General features: G+C 38.0%; 18 protein-coding genes. 7 read left to right on the top strand and 11 right to left on the bottom strand.

The window, feature by feature from the left end; translation table 11 throughout:
• Positions 1–28 precede the first annotated feature (28 nt).
• Positions 29–2,392 (top strand): M28 family peptidase, encoded by a 2,364-nt coding sequence (locus tag ACFO5T_RS01520; RefSeq protein ID WP_380031467.1) that lies wholly within the window; start codon positions 29–31, stop codon positions 2,390–2,392.
• A gap of 37 nt (positions 2,393–2,429) precedes the next feature.
• The gene (locus ACFO5T_RS01515; RefSeq protein ID WP_380031465.1) at positions 2,430–3,233 is read left to right on the top strand and encodes an NAD(P)H-binding protein; all 804 of its coding nucleotides are present in this window, start codon (positions 2,430–2,432) and stop codon (positions 3,231–3,233) included.
• Positions 3,234–3,330: 97 nt separating this feature from the next.
• Here ACFO5T_RS01515 and ACFO5T_RS01510 read toward each other — a convergent pair whose 3' ends face one another.
• From ACFO5T_RS01510 to ACFO5T_RS01495, 4 genes are all read right to left on the bottom strand, one after another.
• On the bottom strand, positions 3,331–5,391 hold the full coding sequence (locus ACFO5T_RS01510; RefSeq protein ID WP_380031463.1) for a M13 family metallopeptidase: 2,061 nt from the start codon (positions 5,389–5,391) through the stop codon (positions 3,331–3,333).
• A gap of 104 nt (positions 5,392–5,495) precedes the next feature.
• Positions 5,496–8,897: a T9SS type A sorting domain-containing protein gene (locus ACFO5T_RS01505; RefSeq protein ID WP_380031461.1), complete on the bottom strand. Its 3,402-nt coding sequence runs from the start codon at positions 8,895–8,897 to the stop codon at positions 5,496–5,498.
• Between the two features lie 140 nt (positions 8,898–9,037).
• On the bottom strand, positions 9,038–9,547 hold the full coding sequence (locus ACFO5T_RS01500; RefSeq protein WP_380031459.1) for a nuclear transport factor 2 family protein: 510 nt from the start codon (positions 9,545–9,547) through the stop codon (positions 9,038–9,040).
• Positions 9,548–9,562: 15 nt separating this feature from the next.
• Positions 9,563–10,165: a hypothetical protein gene (locus ACFO5T_RS01495; protein ID WP_380031457.1), complete on the bottom strand. Its 603-nt coding sequence runs from the start codon at positions 10,163–10,165 to the stop codon at positions 9,563–9,565.
• Between the two features lie 111 nt (positions 10,166–10,276).
• Between ACFO5T_RS01495 and ACFO5T_RS01490 the strand changes: the two genes are divergently transcribed.
• From ACFO5T_RS01490 to arfB, 3 genes are read left to right on the top strand one after another with little or no spacing between them, the layout of a single operon-like run.
• Positions 10,277–11,227, top strand: a complete 951-nt coding sequence (locus ACFO5T_RS01490; RefSeq protein WP_380031455.1) for an NAD-dependent epimerase/dehydratase family protein — start codon at positions 10,277–10,279, stop codon at positions 11,225–11,227.
• 10 nt (positions 11,228–11,237) lie between these two features.
• Complete coding sequence (locus ACFO5T_RS01485; protein ID WP_084811657.1) at positions 11,238–11,375, top strand: DUF2256 domain-containing protein; 138 nt, start codon at positions 11,238–11,240, stop codon at positions 11,373–11,375.
• Positions 11,368–11,769: an alternative ribosome rescue aminoacyl-tRNA hydrolase ArfB gene (gene arfB, locus ACFO5T_RS01480; protein ID WP_380031452.1), complete on the top strand. Its 402-nt coding sequence runs from the start codon at positions 11,368–11,370 to the stop codon at positions 11,767–11,769. The genes ACFO5T_RS01485 and arfB overlap by 8 nt, the downstream gene beginning before the upstream one ends.
• Before the next feature lie 75 nt (positions 11,770–11,844).
• Here the strand turns inward: arfB and azu are convergent, their stop codons facing one another.
• Entirely contained in the window at positions 11,845–12,351 is a 507-nt protein-coding gene (gene azu / locus ACFO5T_RS01475; RefSeq protein WP_380031450.1) for an azurin, read from the bottom strand.
• Between the two features lie 48 nt (positions 12,352–12,399).
• Positions 12,400–13,368, bottom strand: a complete 969-nt coding sequence (locus tag ACFO5T_RS01470) for a YheT family hydrolase (protein WP_380031448.1) — start codon at positions 13,366–13,368, stop codon at positions 12,400–12,402.
• 219 nt (positions 13,369–13,587) lie between these two features.
• Between ACFO5T_RS01470 and ACFO5T_RS01465 the strand changes: the two genes are divergently transcribed.
• Complete coding sequence (locus tag ACFO5T_RS01465; protein WP_038598374.1) at positions 13,588–14,064, top strand: acyl-CoA thioesterase; 477 nt, start codon at positions 13,588–13,590, stop codon at positions 14,062–14,064.
• A gap of 48 nt (positions 14,065–14,112) precedes the next feature.
• On the opposite strand, the gene ACFO5T_RS01460 is transcribed toward ACFO5T_RS01465, so the two are convergent.
• The 4 genes from ACFO5T_RS01460 to ACFO5T_RS01445 all read right to left on the bottom strand — a co-directional run bounded on the left by ACFO5T_RS01460 (position 14,113) and on the right by ACFO5T_RS01445 (position 17,030).
• Positions 14,113–14,481 (bottom strand): SnoaL-like domain-containing protein, encoded by a 369-nt coding sequence (locus ACFO5T_RS01460; RefSeq protein WP_380031446.1) that lies wholly within the window; start codon positions 14,479–14,481, stop codon positions 14,113–14,115.
• Positions 14,482–14,650: 169 nt separating this feature from the next.
• Positions 14,651–15,781 (bottom strand): hypothetical protein, encoded by a 1,131-nt coding sequence (locus ACFO5T_RS01455; protein ID WP_380031444.1) that lies wholly within the window; start codon positions 15,779–15,781, stop codon positions 14,651–14,653.
• Entirely contained in the window at positions 15,774–16,667 is an 894-nt protein-coding gene (locus ACFO5T_RS01450) for a DMT family transporter (RefSeq protein WP_380031442.1), read from the bottom strand. Before ACFO5T_RS01450 ends, ACFO5T_RS01455 begins: the two co-directional genes overlap by 8 nt.
• Before the next feature lie 6 nt (positions 16,668–16,673).
• The gene (locus tag ACFO5T_RS01445) at positions 16,674–17,030 is read right to left on the bottom strand and encodes an arsenate reductase family protein (protein WP_380031440.1); all 357 of its coding nucleotides are present in this window, start codon (positions 17,028–17,030) and stop codon (positions 16,674–16,676) included.
• 84 nt (positions 17,031–17,114) lie between these two features.
• Here ACFO5T_RS01445 and ACFO5T_RS01440 point away from each other — a divergent pair, with 84 nt between their 5' ends.
• Positions 17,115–17,579, top strand: a complete 465-nt coding sequence (locus tag ACFO5T_RS01440) for a DinB family protein (RefSeq protein ID WP_380031438.1) — start codon at positions 17,115–17,117, stop codon at positions 17,577–17,579.
• Here the strand turns inward: ACFO5T_RS01440 and ACFO5T_RS01435 are convergent.
• Entirely contained in the window at positions 17,569–18,291 is a 723-nt protein-coding gene (locus ACFO5T_RS01435; RefSeq protein ID WP_380031435.1) for a hypothetical protein, read from the bottom strand. The two genes, ACFO5T_RS01440 and ACFO5T_RS01435, sit on opposite strands and share 11 nt — an antisense overlap.
• Positions 18,292–18,301 lie beyond the last annotated feature (10 nt).

The following is an 18,301-nucleotide window of genomic DNA, read 5'->3' as shown; positions in this document are numbered from 1 at the left end:
TATTTTACAAGCACCAAACCAATAACAAATGAAGCGCCTTAAACATTTCTTCTCATTATTTGTACTCCTCTTTCTTGTGTGGTTAAGCTTTAAATCGCTTTTACCAGAGACGGCATCTTCTGGAGATGTACCACTCACTGAGTTCTCTACAGAACGTGCAATGAGCCAACTCAAAGTAATCTCTCAAAAACCTCACTATGTAGGGTCACCTGCACACGCAGAAGTGCGTGGGTATATTATAGATGAGCTTAAGAAACTAGGTCTTGAGCCTTCTGTGCAAGAGGGATATGTACTAGACTCTTGGTGGGGATCAAGTACCTTAGTAAAGCCAAAAAACATAGTGGCACGTTATAAAGGAACCGGCACGGGTAAGGCAGTATTATTAATGTCGCATTATGATAGTGCTCCACATAGTAAGTCTCACGGGGCGAGCGATGCGGGGTCTGGAGTGGTGACTGTGTTAGAAAGTTTAAGAGCCTATCTAGCAGCTGGAGTTGAGCCAGAAAATGATATTATCGTGCTATTTACAGACTCTGAAGAGTTAGGTCTAGACGGTGCTACGTTATTTGTAAAAGAACACCCTTGGGCAAAAGATGTGGGTATTGCCTTAAACTTTGAAGCTAGAGGCTCTTCTGGACCTTCTAATATGATTGTGGAGACTAATGGGGGTAATGAAAATCTTATTAAAGAGTTTGAGAAGGCTGGACTTGAGTACCCCGTGGCTACATCATTAATGTATAGTATATATAAAATGCTACCTAATGATACAGACTCTACAGTGCTCCGTGAAGATGGTGATATACCAGGCTTTTTCTTTGCGTTTATAGACAGTCATTATAATTATCATACGGTAAATGATACTGTAGATAATCTTGACCCGCGCACACTTGAGCATCAAGGACAGTACTTATTGCCGCTTATCAAGCACTTTGCTCAAGTAGATTTATCTAGCATTAAATCTAGTGAGGATAGGGTATATTTTGACACACCACTACTTACTTTTGTTTCATATCCGTTTGCTTGGGTATTACCTATGGCTATTATTGCCTTGGTAGTGTTCATACTTTTATTAATTAAAGGTTTTAGAGATAAAAAGTTAAGGGGAGGTCCTGTAGGGCGAGGTTTTTTAGCACTTTTTATTTCCCTAGGATGTGCTTTACTACTTCTACAAATATTTGTGTGGTTAATGCCATCATTATACCCTCAGTATAATGATATGTTGCCAGTATTTATTTATAATGGTCACTGGTATACGATTGCTTTTGTGATGATGTCACTAGCGTTTAGCTTCGGCGTATATAGTCGTTTATGTAAACTAGAACATACAGTAAGTACTTATGTAGCCCCACTTGCTTTATGGGTTATTATAAATATAATGGTTGCTATATATCTCAAAGGGGCTGGCTACTTTATTATTCCATTATTATTTGGTCTTGTTGCCTTTTTTGTAATGATTAAGCAAAAGAAACCAAGCGTTATATTAATGCTTTTACTGGTAGCGCCAGCATTATTTGTGTTTTCGCCATTAGTCCAGTTTTTTCCTGTGGGCTTAGGACCATCTGCATACTGGATTTCTATACTTTTTACAGTGCTAGTATTTGGTTTATCATTACCCGTAATAGGCTATTACAAGAGTAAGCGCTTTTTAGGTTATATAGGTTTAATACTTACGTTTGTATTTTTAGGAGTAGCACACGCAAAGTCTGATTATACAGAAGAGAGGCAAAAGCCTAATAGCTTATTATATTACCACAATGATAGTGATAGTAATGCTTACTGGGTCACCTATGATGATTATATAGATAGTTGGGTAGAGGGATATTTAGGGTCTAACCCCAAAGCTGCCAGTGAGTATATCACAAATGCTTCTGGAAGCAAGTATAATACCTCCTTTAGCTATGCAAAGGAAACAGCTGTTATAGACCTTGAAGAAACTATCATTATCAAAGAAAAAGATGAGGTTGTAGATGGAAATAGAGAGGTAACGTTGAGCATAAGACCACAGCGACGTATTAATAGAATACGCCTCTTTGCAGATAAGAATACGCCGTTTAAAATGCTATCATATAATAAAAAAGAATACAAGCCAGATAGCACGGCATCTTTATATAAGAAGAGATGGAGTAACGCTCTACTAAGTTATTATATGGGAGCAGATGAGGAGCTTGAATTTAGTTTTGTGGTGCCTGCCGGAGTAGATCCAAAAATAAGTTTTAGAGAATACTCTTTTGACTTATTAGAAAATTCAAAATTCACAGTATCTGCCAGACCAGAAACGATGATGCCTAAACCCTTTGTCGTAAATGATGCCATTATTATAGAGCGCGCGATTAACATAAATGAGCTGGCATTTGCCACTCCACAAAGTGACACACTACAGGTACAAGAATAGTACAGTATTTTAAAACCCCCGTGATAATGGGACACATATGACTAAAAGAATAACTATTGCAGGATTAGGCTGGTTAGGGCAACCACTAGCATCACATCTCAAATTATATGGTTACCAAGTAAAAGGTAGCGTCACAGATACAGAGAAGGCAAAAGCACTTACAAAAAGTGGCATTACAGCGTACCCAGTTGTTTTAGCAGAGGCAGGTGTGTCTGGACTTGTAGACACCTTGCTTGTTGATACCGATGTGCTTATGATAATGATTCCACCGGGATTGCGTAGAAATACTGGAGCGAATTATGCACTTAAAATGGCTCACTTTTTACATCAAGTAGAAAAATCACAAATAGAAAAAGTTATTCTAGTAAGTAGCACTTCAGTATATGATGACTCACAGGGAGTAGTTACAGAAAAAATCGCGCCTAGACCTGAGACTAATGCTGGTAAGCAATTACACGATGTAGAGCAAATTTTCTTTAATAACAGTGCTTTTAAGACCACCGTAGTACGTTTTGGAGGACTCTTTGGAGGTAGTAGAAACCCTGTTAAGTTTCTTGCCGGTCGTAATGGGCTTACTAATGGTAAGGCTCCCGTAAATATGATTCATAGAGATGATTGTATAGGCATTTTAATGACTATTATAAAGCAGGACGCCTTCGGTCATATTATAAATGCCGTTGCACCTAGCCACCCGTCAAAAAAGAAATATTATACACAGCAAGCACAAGAGCTAGGTCTTGAGCCTCCAGAGTACATAGACGAGGATACAGCCACGTTTAAAGAGGTAAATAGTGTAGTTGTAAAACCCGTTTTGAATTACGAGTTTCAGGTTGATTTATAGATTGCTATAACTATTAAATAGTTTAAGTACGCTTTCGCGAAAGCATAAAAAAACCGTCCCTAATGAGACGGTTTTTTAAGTTTATAAAGCGTTTGTATTACCAAATACGCACTCTATCTTCTGGAGCTAGGTAATTTGCATCTCCTTCTTTTATATCAAATGCTTCATAAAAAGCATCTACATTAAGTAAAGGTTGTACAGCACGCACCATACCTGGAGAGTGTGGGTCTGTCTTGATTTGTGTTCTTAAAGCTTCATCACGACTCTTAGTTCTCCACACGGTTGCCCAAGACATAAAGAAACGTTGTTCTGGCGTAAAGCCATCTATGTTTTCTGGGCGTCCATTTTCTGCATAGTATTTCTGAAGACCGTCATAAGCTCCTAGTACTCCTCCTAGATCACCTATGTTTTCACCTAGTGTAAACTTACCGTTTACAAAAACGCTGTCTAGTACTTCTACATTGCTGTATTGTTCTGCAAGTGCATTACCACGTTTTGTGAAAGCCTCAAGGTCTGACTCTGTCCACCAGTTTTTTAAGTTTCCATCTGCATCAAAACGTGCTCCACTATCATCAAAGGCGTGTGAAATCTCGTGACCTATTACGGCACCTATACCTCCATAATTTACAGCCTCGTCTGCCGTGTAGTTGTAAAATGGTGGCTGTAATATTGCTGCAGGAAAAACAATCTCATTGTTAAGCGGGTTGAAGTATGCATTAACCGTTTGTGGTGACATTCCCCACTTAGATTTATCTACAGGTTCACCTATATCTTCATAATTTTTAAGTTGACCCCATTTACCTACTGCTGTCATATTTTCAAAATAGGTCTTATCTGCAGATACCTCCATTGTTGAGTAATCTTCCCACTTGTCTGGATATGCAATCTTAACCGTAAATTTATCAAGCTTTTCGATTGCTTTTTCTTTAGTCTCTTCTCCCATCCAGTCTAAATTCTGGATGCGGTTTTTGTAAGCATCAATCACGTTTGCAATCATTGTTTCTGCCTTTGCTTTTGCCTCTGGCGGAAACTTTGCATCTACATATAGTTGTCCTAAAGCTTCTCCTACGGTACCGTTTACAGTTGCAAGCGCACGCTCATCTGCTGGGCGTTGCTTTTTTGCACCGCTTAGGTATTTACTATAAAACTCCCAGTTTGCTGTTTCAACATCAGTACTTAGTCTACCGGCAGCACTATTAAAAGTATCCCAGCGTACGAGTGTTTTTATATCTTCAATAGATGTGTTGTTTAAAAACTTGTCTAAGGCTGCAGTATACTTAAGCTGTGTTACCGTGAGCGTGTCAAATTCTTTTTTGATACCTAAGTCTTTGATCATCTTTTTAAGATCTACAGATGTTAGCATTGCATCTGCCTCTTCTACAGAACGTGGATTATTGAAGTTACGAGCATCACGGCTTTCTACTTTATCTAGTCTAGGTATAGCAAGTGCAGTCTCCATCTCAAGAATTTTTTCTGCAGCTGCTGTGGCATCTACTTCAGAGTCACCTAGCATTTGTAACATTCTTGAAATATGCTTTTTATACTCTACACGTATTTCTTTAGACTTACTGTCTTCTAAGATGTAATAGTCACGGTCTAGAAGACCTAAACCATTTGCGCCTAGATAAACAGTATTCATTGAGCTATCATTAAGATCTGCTCCAGCACCTATACTTAAAAATGGAGAAGATACTGCAGGGTTTGTAGCAAGTACGGTTTGCAACTCTGCGAGGTTTGTAACACCGGCAATATCATCTAGTGCTGGTTGTAATGGTTTTAATCCGGCTTCGTTTCGCGCAAGCGTATCCAACTTTGTATTAAAGATTGCTAGTGCTTTTGCTTGGTCTGTGCCTGCAGTGTACTTCCCGCTTTTTTCTGCTTCATCAAGTATAGCAAGAACATCTGCATCTGTAGATTTACGTAGTACAGAAAAGCCTCCCCAGCTTGTACGATCATCAGGTATCTCTGTGTTTTTCATCCAAGAGCCGTTTACGTAGTTGTAAAAGTCTTGATTAGGAGTTACAGAAGTATCCATATTTTCAAGTACGATACCTGGAATTTCTTCTGTTTTGGCTTCGTCTTTTGGACCTTCTGTTTTACAACTTACTAGAGTAAGTGCGCAAGTGGCTACAATTGCAGCCGATTTATAAAGTTTCATAGTGTTATGAGTGTTTGAAATTATATCTGAATAAGACGTTATTAATTTTGGATTGTTACAAAGTTAATAAAACAAAAAGCCCTCTTTTAAGAGGGCTTGATTAGTTAGTTGCGTATCAGCTTTTTGGTTATTTGCTTTGTACCAGTATTGAGTTTAAGTAAATATAAACCGGTAGCAAATGAACTCATATCTAAGGGGTAGTTTGTCTCTCCCGCAGTGGTTGTAATAGGTTTTACAACTACCTTACCTAAGATGTCATAAACTTCTATAGTAAGCGGAGTTCCTTGAGACCAGTTGATGTTAAAGACGCCATTTGAGGGATTTGGGTGAATGCTAAGACCTGAAATAGAAACCTCATCTATAGCAAGTGGCTCAAGACCTATTTGTAAATCGTCTAATAATACACCTTCTCTCACCGTGTTCTGATCTGAGTGGAAAACAAATCTAAAGATCATACTAGTCTCTGCGGCAAAGGCAGTAAGGTCATAACTATACTCGTTAAGAGAGGTGTCGTTGTCACCCGTCCACTGTGCTCCTGGACAGTTAAAGCAATTGTTGCCCGGTAAGGTATCACTGTTATACCAGTTAGGATCATTTGCTGTTCCTAATATATTCCAAGTAACGCCATTATCTGTAGTATACTCCATATACATAATATCCCAATCATTTTCTAGCTCAAAAGCCATCTGAAATGAAATTTGAGGTACTTCTAGTGCTGATATGTCATAACATTTAGTAGTTAAAAATTCTTTGATATTATCACCGTGATCACCACCTAAGTTAGTTGCATATACATTCTGACCAGATGCTGCTTGATTAAGAGCTGGGCCCGAAGGGATCCCTCTTTGCCAGGTTGTGCTACTAGTGTCACAATTACTTGCATTGCTATTTTCGGTAAGTACAAGAAGTGCATCTTCTTCTGTTTCAAAGTCATTAATAAGATCTCCTTCTCCTACTGCGTTTACGGCTAGAATGGTTCTTGAGTCATTATTATCTACTACTTGATCACCATTTAATATAACTTCTGCTACAAGCTCATATGTCCCTGTAGAGAGTCCTAGCACTGGCAACTCAATTGTAGTAGACTCTTGTGATGCAAGTGATCCCGACCAATCTATTGAATTTGAAATACCACCAGCTTGATAATTTATGGTAGCAGTTGTAACTACATCTGTACCACTATTTATAAAAGTAAGTTCTGTAGGGATTTCTTCACAAGAGAGGGCTTGATTACCCATAGGTGCTAATGAAGTCGTAGCGATATCTAGGGCTATGGGCTCTGTATCTATGTTAGTTTGCCAGATGCCACGACCGTAGGTAGCTGCCGTAAGAATACCATTAGACTCATTAATATCTAAGTCACGTACAGCAGTATTAGGTAATCCATTATCAAAGGTCTCCCAGTCGTTTGTAACATCATCATATCTCCAAACTCCAAGTGCTGTACCAAGATATAGTGGGTTTTCTGAGTGTAAGTTTTGATGCTTTATAACTAGTTTAGGAATGTTAGGTAATGAGCCGGTAATTTCGGTTGCCGTAATGTCTGTGCCTGTAATGTTTGCTTCATATACTTTACCTGAGGTTCCAGCTGTAACAATATATAATGTTGAGCTATCTCCATTTTTCACTTCAAGTGAAGATATATTATTTGAAAAGTTAGTCACAAAAGCAAAATTATCACCGCTGTTAGAACTTTTGTATAGTTGATTATCAACCGCTACATACATTACCTCTTCATCATTTGGGTCTGTCTCAAGGTAATCAATACGAGTACCAAAAGACGATGAACGTTGTACCCAAGTATTAGAACAAAAATCTAATTCATAAAGACTAGTATATCCCGCATATAGTCTACTATCTTTTGCAAAGGCTAGAGGTGTTATCCAGTTACCATTTTCTGGAGCGTTAAAAGCTCCTGCGAGTGATGCTCCTCCATTATTTGAAAAATAAGGGCCACCGCCACCTTGTATAAATCCGTAAACTCTGTTTGGGTCATTTGGATCAAATACATTCTCCATTCCATCTGCTCCATAATAGTTTTGCCATTGCTCGTTAAGGCGAGCATAACCACCGTTATCTTGTAATCCTCCAGAAATAAGAGAAGCGTCTGTAGCAGCAACATCTATTCTATAAAATTGTCCTATTGCTAGACCATCTGTAATGCTTGTAAAACTAGCGCCACCATCTGTAGATGTGTAAATACCACCATCACTTCCACAATATAGAGTTCCGTTTATAAATCGTAGGTTATGAATATCTGCGTGGGTATATGCTGCTTGGTTTGGTGAACTCCAGTCGTTAAGTTGTGTGAAGTTTGCGCCACCATTAGTAGATTTCCATACATTGAGTATTCCTGTGTAAATTTCGTCTTCATTTGTGTCTGAAACGGCAAACGCCATATCAAACCAGGCTTGCGTACTCTGGAAAATATCTTGACCTCCAGTAAAAGTTTCTATAAAGCTATCTGCACTATCTGTAGATTTAAATATTGATCCAGAACCAAAACTTGAATCAGATCTAAATACATAGAGTACTTCTGGATTTGCTGGGGTTACATCTAGTACGAGTCTTGCTGCACCAGTAATGACTCCAGCAGATATGTTTGTCCAAGTTTCTCCAGCATCTAGAGATCTATAAACTCTATTTGAAGTAGCTGCATACAGCACATCAGAGCTTCCTGGTTTTACTTTTAAGTCGTCAAAGTCGCCTGTGATTTTGTTTTCCCAAGTTAGACCACTATCTGTCGTTTTATAAACACCATCGCTAGTTGCAAGCCATAGTGTTTTATTGTCTGCAGGGTCAAAGTAAATCTCATTCATTGTTAAAGGAGAATTACCTTCATTAAGACCTGTGGTGTTCCAAGTAACACCACCATCTGTAGATTTCATCACGCCTATACTTGTAGAGTCACCAGCATCATCATCACCAGTGGCAATGTATATGATATTACTATCGGTAGGATCAATAGCGATACCAGACACTCCTATTTGTGGTAGTTGGTCTGTAAGAGGTGTCCACGTTGCGCCTGTGTCTGTAGACTTCCAGATACCTCCAGCTGGAGCACCTATATAAATAACAGCAGGGTTTGCTGGGTCTACAGCCATCGCGTTTACACGCCCTTGACCTGCAGACCAAGAGCCTGTATTAGTATGAGTAAGAGGGCCTATGTTTACCCAGTCGCTCTCATCTGTTTGTGCCGCTCGTGAAGAGCTGTTTACTTCTTGCCATACGTCCCAAAGTTGCTTTTGAGTCATTACGGTACCATCATCATTGAGATAATTTTGGTGAAAAGATTCCCATCTTTTAAATGGTTTGTAACCGCTTCCTTTTACGGTTTCATCTTTGTCTTCCCAATACAGTTCAAAAGCATTTACAATTTCTTGAAAAGTGGGTTCTGTGGTTCGGTTAGGATTGTTAAAAGTTTCCATCCAAGGGGCAGATGTACCTATTTGAGCAATAGATACTCCCGCAACTAGGCAAAGACCTAGTACTAGTAGTTTTTTCATTGTAGTTTTATTAGGCGATAAATATAATGCAGGAATTGTATTCGACACAATTATTCACTTATAAAAACAGCTAAAAAACTTAAAAAATATCAACAAAAGGATTAAAACACTGCGGTTTTAACAATAAACGGGTGGTTTGATTAGTCTTTTTTGCGCATCTTCTTGATATAAAGACTGTCCCATTCTTTTTTACTTTGTGTAAGCTCGGACACATTTTCATTAGGCACTGCAATAGATAAGACATAGTGGTGCACCTTCCAGTTGCCGTTTACTTTTTTTAGAACTCCAGAGCCTCTGCATATCCCCATTTGTGTTTCTAAATGTTCATCAAACCAAGCAATACTTGGGTTTAATTCCTCTACATACACATTTCTATCTATAGCTTTAAATGACCAAGCACGACCTTTATCAAAATGAGGTTTTGAGTAATTTTTAAAAGCCTCAACATCCCAAATTTCTGTTGCATCTGTTCCTACAAAAATGGCAGTATCTGTCATCAAACCAAAATAAGCATCAAAATCTGCGTTAGATGCTGCTTGATGCCACGCATCTAAGGCTGTTGTGATAGATGTCTCAATAGAGTCATTATCTTGCGCAAGTGTAGTTGTAGTAATGCTTATAAGGACAAAAAGGGTAGCTATAAACTTCATAATTTACTGTATTTATTAATCTTCAAGAATTTCTTTTTCTTCCCCATCACCATCAGGCTCTTCATTCTCAAGTTTTATTTCTTCTAGTAAATCTCTAAAGCTTGTGTTGAACGCCTCATTGAGTTGTAAATTGAGATCCTGGTAGGCATTATGTAAATCTCCTATTTGCTTAGACAGTATTTCTGAGTTTGGTTTGTTTAAAAAAGCTTCATTTTTAAGCACTTTTACCTTGGTCTCAATGGCAATGAGTCTTGCTTGTATTGCGTTAGACAATGTTTCTTGAGGAGCAACTTGCACCTCTGCCTCCTCTGCTTCTGCCTTTGCCTCATATAAGTTGTCAAATTTTTGAATCTTATTTTTTAAAACGCCCAGTGTAGGTATCTGTAAACTATCTATCGCTACAGATAGATCCCTGTATAAAGGCCAGTTTGCTACACCTTCTCTTGCTTGTGGTGTGAGTCCTATTTTAGGCTTTAGATTTGTAGGTTTTGCAATAGATAAAGTATCCCTTGCATCTATTTTATCTGTGGTGGTAACCTCTTGAGGAGTTTGTTTTTCGTCACAAGCACTTATAGCAAGAACAAAAGGAAATAATAATAAAACAGATAAATATCTCATAAAATATAGCGTAAAGACATAACAAAAGTAGGTCAAATGCATATATGTGAGCAATAATTATGACTAAGTTTGTCTACGCTTTCGCGAAAGCGTACTTCAAAACACACACAAATGAAATCAAGAATACTCATAATAGGAGCCTGCGGCCAGATAGGCACAGAACTTACACTTACCTTAAGAAATAGATTTGGTGCAGATAAAGTAGTTGCCAGCGATATACGCGAGGGTAATGAAGACATAATGGGTGAGGGGCATTTTGAACTACTAGATGCCACAGACCTTGCAGCAGTAGAAGATGTAATATTTAGGTACAAGGTAGATACCGTGTACCTAATGGCAGCAATGCTTAGTGCTATTGCAGAGCGTTTTCCAGCAAAGGCCTGGCATCTTAATATGACCTCTTTATTTAACGTACTTAACCTAGCAAAAGATAAGAAGGTAAAAAAAGTGTTCTGGCCATCTAGTATAGCTGTTTTTGGAGAAACTACACCTGCACAAGATACGCCACAACTTACCGTTATGGAGCCATCTACTGTATACGGGATTTCAAAACAGACAGGAGAGCGCTGGTGTGAGTATTATCATAATAAATATGACGTAGATGTACGTAGTATACGTTACCCAGGCCTTATAAGTTATACAACAGAGCCAGGAGGAGGAACAACAGACTATGCTGTAGACATCTATCATAGAGCTCTTAAACACGGCCAGTACCGTAGCTTTCTTAATAAAGGAACAATATTGCCTATGATGTATATGGATGATGCTATAAGAGCAACTATAGGCATTATGGATGCGCCAAAAAAGAATATAAAAGTGCGCTCATCATACAACCTAGCCGGAGTAAGTTATGCCCCAGAAGATGTTGCAGCAAGTATACAAAAGGTAATACCTAACTTTGAGATAAGCTACGAGCCGGACTTTAGACAGGCCATTGCAGACTCGTGGCCAGAGTCTATAGATGACAGTGTTGCGCGCCAGGATTGGGGCTGGGAGCATAAATTTGACCTAGATGCCATCACAAAAATAATGCTCGATAATCTAGAAGAACAATATAAATAAGAACACTTACGTGAAAAAGAGAGACCTCCCCACAAAAGATTGTCCCGTTTGTAAACGTCCATTTACCTGGCGTAAAAAGTGGGAAAAAAACTGGGCAGAGGTCATTTACTGCAGCGAGCGCTGCCGAAGAAATAAAAACAGTGCATAGAGAACAGCTCTTACAAGAATTATCATTTAAGGCTTCAAAAAGCAGTGGCCCGGGTGGACAGCACGCAAATAAAACAAGTTCTAGAATAGAGTTGAGCTGGTCGTTACCAGAAACCCTTGCATTTACAGAAGAAGAAATAGTACGCCTTACTGATAAGCTCGCTCACAGACTCACTAAGGAAGGGGTGCTGCAGCTTGCTTCACAAGCATCACGTAGCCAGCATAAAAATAAAGAGGATGTCATAAAGCGCTTTTTCTCTTTGCTAGAGGTTGCCATACAAGTTCCTAAAGTGAGAAAGAAAAAACCTCCATCTAAACTTGCCAAGCTAAAACGCCTTAAAGCCAAAAAGGAACAGTCAGAAAAAAAGGCAAATCGCAAGCGCCCAGATTTTTAGAAGAGCTGATGTGGAAAAATAAAAAGCCCTGTAAACAATACGTTTACAGGGCTTTTCATTTTATAATAGTGTAGATTACTCTACAATAAATTTTCCTTTCATAAGTCCTGAGTGACCTGGAAAGCTACATATAAAATCATATGTTCCGGCCTCTGGTGCGGTAAAGGTTACAGTAGTAGACTGCCCACCACCTATCATCTTAGTATGAGCTATGATCTGATCTTCATTTGCAATCCAGTCACCAGCTTCTCCAGTTGCTGCCGCCGCTGCCGAAAATTCAGGAATAGATGTACCTGGCTTAAGCAGTACAAAGTTGTGACCCATTATTTTTTTATCAATTTTTCCTGTATGACGTAAAGTAAGAGTCACTTCTTGACCAGCTTTAACTTTAAGTTCGCTCTTGTCATATTTCATCTGGTCATTTCCTGCAAGTGCAAGATTTACAGATTTTCCATCATCTTTTTTGGTTGTCTTTTTTGAGCCTATCTTTACGGTTTGTTTTTCGGCTTTTTTCTCTTCGCCTCCGCAGCTTATCATAAGTCCTGCAAGTGCAAGAGCAGCTATAATTCCTTTAAATTTCATAGTAGTTCAGTTTAGTTTAAGTTTCTAAAGATAATCAACAACAGCTTTTTACTCAATATAATTTTTAAAAAAGTCAAAGGTGCGTAACTCATTGTAGTAATACTCTCCTTTCATATAAAAGCCCACGTGTCCTCCGTGATCTGGCATTTCTAAATGTAAGATGTCAGACTGTTTTGCTTGTTCTATAGGGTAGCAGTCACCGTGTAAAAAACTATCATTTTTTGCATTAAGGATAAGGGTAGGGACTTTAATATTTTTTATAAACTGAGCGCTACTTGCTTTTGCATAATAATCTAGTGCATCTTCAAACCCGTGAGCGGGCGCGGTGTATATATCGTCAAAAGATTGTAAACTATTAATCTTCTTATACGACTGCCTACTCATTTTCTCAGGAAAGCGAGACATTTTTTTTCGATACTTTGCACGTAAGTGTACTAAAAAGGAAGTGCGATAAATGACATTTTCTTTTTTTGATAATTGCTCAAGAGACATACGTAAATCTGCCGGTACACCTATGCAAGACGCTACTTTAACTTCTGCAGGTATATTAGTATGCTCTCCTAGGTATTTTAAAACAGCATTACCTCCCAAGCTCACACCGTAGAGCCCTATTTTTTCATATTTACGCTTAACAAGTGTTTCTACAATAAATGCAATGTCACCCGTTTCTCCACTGTGGTAAGACCGGTAGAGTCTATTTTGCACGCCGCTACAGCCTCGTAAATTTACAGCGGCAACATCATAGCCATTTGTGCTTAATAACTTTGCTGTGCCTAGCATATAAGGACGCTGTGCATCACCTTCTAAACCGTGAAAGAGAACAGCCACCTTTTGATTTTTTCTTGAAACTCGAGCATTTGTCCAGTCTATATCTATAAAGTCACCATCGGGAAGTTCAAAACGCTCTCTAGACTGTTTAACCCCTTTTACACGCCTAATTTTTGCAGAGTAAATGGTAGAAAAATGAGCATCTTTAAATAGTCCGCTTGCGCGAAAATTTGATGAAACTATGGGCATTTAAGGTATGGAGCTTTATATATTTAACATTTTGTAGTACAACATACTACTATCACAAAATTACATAATTATGAGAGGCTAATACCTATATATAGTCATTCTGTAAAAGCTTATTAAGATATTTTTATCGAAAACTACACTACCTCAAAGAAGCTATTATTGTAATTTTACGACAAGACGGTATTGTCATAAACTTGATTTAATTAGAACAATTTATATATGTACACAAAAGAATTTGATATACGATGGAGTGATATAGATGCAAATCGCCACCTAGCAAACTCTGCTTACGTAAACTTTATGTCTCATACTCGTATGGGCTTTATGATAGAGAATGGTTTAAGCCAGAAGGAGATGGTGGAGTATAACATAGGGCCAGTGATTTTTCACGAGCAAATATTCTTTTTTAAAGAAGCCTTTCAAGGTAGACCTATCACTGTGACCTTTGAGTTAGGAGGAGCTAGTGAGGATGGTATGTTCTTTAAGTTTGTACATAACTTTTATGATTATAAAGGAAGAAACCTAGCTCGCGGAAGTATGCAAGGAGCTTGGATAGATCTTACCACACGTAAAACTACTGGCCTTCCAGAGGCATTAATGCCTATGCTCGAAAATGCGCCAAAAACACCAGACTATAAAGTCTTAACTAAAGAAGATATGAGATCTCACGGGCAGGCGCCTAGAGATAGAGAGTAATAAAAAAAATTATAGGAGCAGTATGATGCTGCTCCTATAATTATACGGCTATTGTCCAGGCATATCATAAAAGAATTGCTCTTGAACAATTTTTCCATCCTTTACTTGATAAACTGCTATTTCTGAAGATGTACTGCGTTGCCCGCTAGGCTTATGAGTAGTATCCATATCAAATCGCACAGAAAACCAGTTTTCTGCCACAGTAGGCTCACTTACAGTAGTACTGTGTACTTCAAAAGTATTTTCCCACCATTCTCCTTTTTTTCCTACGGCTTCCATACCTTCAGATCTTGAGTGTTCTGCCCACGATGGTTCGAGACTTACGATGTCTGGGCTGTAAAGTTCTTGATAGCACTTTGCATAATCTCCTTTATTACACCATTCTACTAGATTGTTTGCAATTTCTTGAGTTTTCATAATGAGTTGATTTTTAAGTTGTTTGGTGTAAATATATGTATCTAAATACTGCTTTTGGTAGTCAAAACTTAAAATAAAAGTTAAATTTTTAACACAATTTGCTATATTGAAGGAGAATTTAAATGTCAAAAAGTTTAAGAACGTACAACTAATTTATAGTGCACAAAGTTTATTTTTTAAACGGTGTATGTTGCTTGTATTCTGTCATTTCGATTTGACGCACAAGAGGTTTAAATAACATATTTGTTGCCGTACGACGGTGTTTTATATAACACCGCAGTTGTTCTGGTACAGCACCTAGAGTACTTTTAATTTCAGATGCTGTTCTGCCCAAGTTGATTTCTTTCACCCCTAATGAGAGACCTTGTCTTATATAATCGTTAAGCATTCTTTGGTAGACGGCATCTGTTTTATTAAACTCGTAGTTGAGTCCTATAAAATGTGCATCAAGCAAATTATCTACAACAAAAGCGGTTGAAAATCCCACAAGCAAATCACCTATACTATAGGTTTTAAAAATGATACGGTCTTTAAAAGCATCTTTTAGTAATGCATAGGTCTCTATAGTAATAGTTAGGGTGTTAAAAACAGCCTTGCTAGTTACGTTATTATATAGCAGCTGTAAACTGTCTTTATTGCTTCTTATTTCTGATGCAGATAGCGATTGTACAGTTAGGTTTTTACTCAATGTATCTGCTCTATTAACCTTTACTCTATACTTAGATTTTAAGGCATTTTTATAACTGTCATAGTCTTTCCACCTTAAACGTAGCCTCATATTTGGTTCTACCGTAAATGATTGAAAGTGTTCTTTTTCTGCGATGCTAGCAAATGCATCTTCGGTAGCATTAAAGTCCTTTAGGAAAAAGAGGCTTGGTTTTTTTGGTATAGAGAGCTTTTTTAGCTTTCGCGAAAGCGTATCATATACACTTCTTTTATCTATACCGGTTTTTACATAAAGACCATATGCACCGCTCAGAAAGATATTTCCACACACTAATATATGTGTTTTCTTTCCGCTTAGGTAACATTGTATACTGCGTGCTAGTTGCTGGGTGAGTGGCACTTTCTCTGAAGCCATATCTAATGAGATATCTATTGCCTGGGTTATGGCAAGAGCTACGGGTTTGTCATTGAGAGAAAATAGAAGGTAGGTGTATGTAATAAGCGGGTTTGCCTTTTCAAACGCGTGTAAGAATGGTTTTGAAAAATAGAAAGTGTCCTGACAGTCTAGTGTTATAAATACACGATCATCTATATCATTTATACTTGAATATGATGTGCACGTATAATTAGACACTTGCTTTTTTTCGTTTTGTACTTAAATATACACCTAAGAAAATAAGCGAAGCTGCTACTACTCTTATAGTAGTGAGGGTGTCTGCTCCTAGTATAATAGCTACAAGCGTAGCTATGAGTGGTTGTAAATAGATAAAGGCTCCTATCGTAGAAGGTTTGAGCTGTCGCAGGGCAAATACATTAAATAGGTATGTTAAGTATGTGGTGCCTATTACTACAAACAGCATTACACCTATAACCGAAGGTGGTAGACTAGACCACTGTACTTCGAGAAATTGAGGTAAGGCAATGGGTGCGTTTGTAAATACCGCTATTAAGAAAAACCATTTCATAAGTGTGACCGAGGCATATTTGGCCGTGAGTGGTTTTACTAAAATTAGATAGACGGAGTAGGCAATGGCATTAATTATAAACAGCGTGTTACCTAGAGGTATATTGGGCGCATTAGCTTGAGTTTTTGCGCCAAATAATATAAGAATAAGTGCCCCTACTAGGCCTATAGCAATACCAGACGCTTTGAGCCAAGTGATTTTCTCTTTTAAAAATAAAGCAGATAGAATAAGAAGGATAACTGGAGATAGGGTGATGACCACACTACTGTTTATAGGAGTAGACAGCTGTAACCCCTTAAAAAACATAAGCATATTAATAGTCATCCCAAAAAGAGCACAAAGTATAATGCGCCACCAGTCTTTACGGTCAATCTTTTCTGAGGGTAAAAACAAGCTTGTAATCCAGAATAGTATCGCTGCGCCTAGCACTCTAAGCATTATAAAACCATATGCTTCAATGTATGTGGGCATAAGATCTTTTGCCAGCGTGTGGTTTACACCATATATAAAACTAGCGCCAAAGGCAGCAAGAAATGCGAGATGACGCTTACTCATAGATTTTTATGCTTTTGAAAATGCCTCAGCAGCAGCAGCAACCACCTTCTTGCTATTACCTACAAAAATTTGATTGTCTACAATCATAACCGGGCGCTTTAAAAAAGTATAATGTTCAAGTATAAGATTTTTAAAATCTTCTTCAGAGAGAGATTGCTCGTTAAGACCACGTTTACGGTAGAGTTGTGCTCGTTTACTAAAAAGCGACTCATAACTACCGCTCATTTCTTTCATAGCCACAACTTGATCTTCTGTAAGAGGTTCGGTTTTAATGTCTTGTAATACAACGTCACTAGATGGGGTTATTTCAGAAATAATGCGCTGGCAAGTGTTGCAAGTAGCTAAGTGTATGATTTTTTTCAAAATATGGTGGCTTATTAAATTACTTTACAAAATTACCATCTAACTCATCCAAAATGAATTATTTTTAGACAAAAATTACACATTATGACCTATACCTTTGATATCTGTCTTAAAAGTAGACAACTTTTAGAACGCTTGATTAAAAATCATACTACAGAGGAGCTTAACACAATTCCAGAGGGTTTTAATAATAACATTATATGGAACATAGGTCATAGCATCGCTACACAGCAACTTCTTACATACGGGCTGTCTGGACTTAAACCTAAGCTCGATATGGCTTTTATAGATCGCTATAGAAAAGGTACAAAACCAGAAGGGCTAGTTACTCAAGAAGAGGTGGCACAAATGCATACACTCTTGTTTACAACACTAGCAGAATTACAAGAAGATTATGAAGCTGGACTTTTTAAAGACTTTAAAGAATACACATTATCTACTACGGGCGGTACACTTACCAACGTCGGAGAAGCTCTGGAGTTTAATAATTATCACGAAGGCTTACACTTAGGGTGCGTTATACAGTTGTCAAAACTCGTTAAAAAGTAAGGTAACTCTCTGCTTCTTTCCAAGGTATAGTAACCACCATATTTTCAGACTGTAGTGCATCTAGATTTATGTAATAAAGCACTACGCCTACTTCTGTAAAACCAACTTCTTTAAGACTCTCATAAAACGTGGGATTGTTAAAGATATACGCCTGCTGCGGATACTCTTTTGTGAAGTACGCTTTCGCGAAAGCGTAAAAATCTTCTGTAAATAGTGCTTCTTTAGATAATAGCTCTCCATTTTGTGGATTTAGGTTGAGGTAGCTTGCTCTGTCATACCCACTTGCGCCACCAGAAAATTGATAGGTATAGTGCACAATAGATAGCAAATTATTAGTCCCATAAGAGAGCGCTGTTTCTATTTGTATTTCGTGAGCATCAGAGAGCTCAGTAGTTTCGGGATATGAAATTTGAGACTCGTTTATGTATAAGTCTACTGCATCTGTTATAGTAAGGTCTGGCACTTCAGAAGCATTATACAAAGTGGAAGTTGTCTTGTCAAGAATCCACTTATTTGCAATGTCCTTAACCGTTTCTGGCGAAGAGAAAGTAATAATATCAATATCTATGTCTGGGCATTGTTGTGTTGCACATAAAGCTATGTCGCTAGTGTTATAACGTGCGCTATTAGTTTCGTAAACAACTTCTTTCTCACAGCTCACGATAGAGATAGATAGTATAGTAAGTAGGAGGGGAGCCAGTATTTTTTTCATTAGATAAATG

It is taken from the genome of Dokdonia genika, from assembly GCF_042652845.1.
Lineage (GTDB): Bacteria > Bacteroidota > Bacteroidia > Flavobacteriales > Flavobacteriaceae > Dokdonia > Dokdonia donghaensis.
The sequence above is the reverse complement of the archived record's forward strand: the minus strand, read 5'-3'. Positions and strand labels throughout refer to the sequence as shown.

Excerpts from the sequence above, each read along its gene's own strand:
- ACFO5T_RS01465 (WP_038598374.1), top strand. The coding sequence starts at position 13,588 with ATGTACACAAAAGAATTTGATATACGATGGAGTGATATAGATGCAAAT.
- ACFO5T_RS01515 (WP_380031465.1), top strand. The coding sequence starts at position 2,430 with ATGACTAAAAGAATAACTATTGCAGGATTAGGCTGGTTAGGGCAACCA.
- ACFO5T_RS01520 (WP_380031467.1), top strand. The coding sequence starts at position 29 with ATGAAGCGCCTTAAACATTTCTTCTCATTATTTGTACTCCTCTTTCTT.
- ACFO5T_RS01500 (WP_380031459.1), bottom strand. The coding sequence starts at position 9,547 with ATGAAGTTTATAGCTACCCTTTTTGTCCTTATAAGCATTACTACAACT.
- ACFO5T_RS01505 (WP_380031461.1), bottom strand. The coding sequence starts at position 8,897 with ATGAAAAAACTACTAGTACTAGGTCTTTGCCTAGTTGCGGGAGTATCT.
- ACFO5T_RS01470 (WP_380031448.1), bottom strand. The coding sequence starts at position 13,368 with ATGCCCATAGTTTCATCAAATTTTCGCGCAAGCGGACTATTTAAAGAT.
- ACFO5T_RS01435 (WP_380031435.1), bottom strand. The coding sequence starts at position 18,291 with ATGAAAAAAATACTGGCTCCCCTCCTACTTACTATACTATCTATCTCT.
- ACFO5T_RS01450 (WP_380031442.1), bottom strand. The coding sequence starts at position 16,667 with ATGAGTAAGCGTCATCTCGCATTTCTTGCTGCCTTTGGCGCTAGTTTT.
- ACFO5T_RS01490 (WP_380031455.1), top strand. The coding sequence starts at position 10,277 with ATGAAATCAAGAATACTCATAATAGGAGCCTGCGGCCAGATAGGCACA.
- ACFO5T_RS01440 (WP_380031438.1), top strand. The coding sequence starts at position 17,115 with ATGACCTATACCTTTGATATCTGTCTTAAAAGTAGACAACTTTTAGAA.
- ACFO5T_RS01510 (WP_380031463.1), bottom strand. The coding sequence starts at position 5,391 with ATGAAACTTTATAAATCGGCTGCAATTGTAGCCACTTGCGCACTTACT.
- azu (WP_380031450.1), bottom strand. The coding sequence starts at position 12,351 with ATGAAATTTAAAGGAATTATAGCTGCTCTTGCACTTGCAGGACTTATG.
- ACFO5T_RS01460 (WP_380031446.1), bottom strand. The coding sequence starts at position 14,481 with ATGAAAACTCAAGAAATTGCAAACAATCTAGTAGAATGGTGTAATAAA.
- ACFO5T_RS01495 (WP_380031457.1), bottom strand. The coding sequence starts at position 10,165 with ATGAGATATTTATCTGTTTTATTATTATTTCCTTTTGTTCTTGCTATA.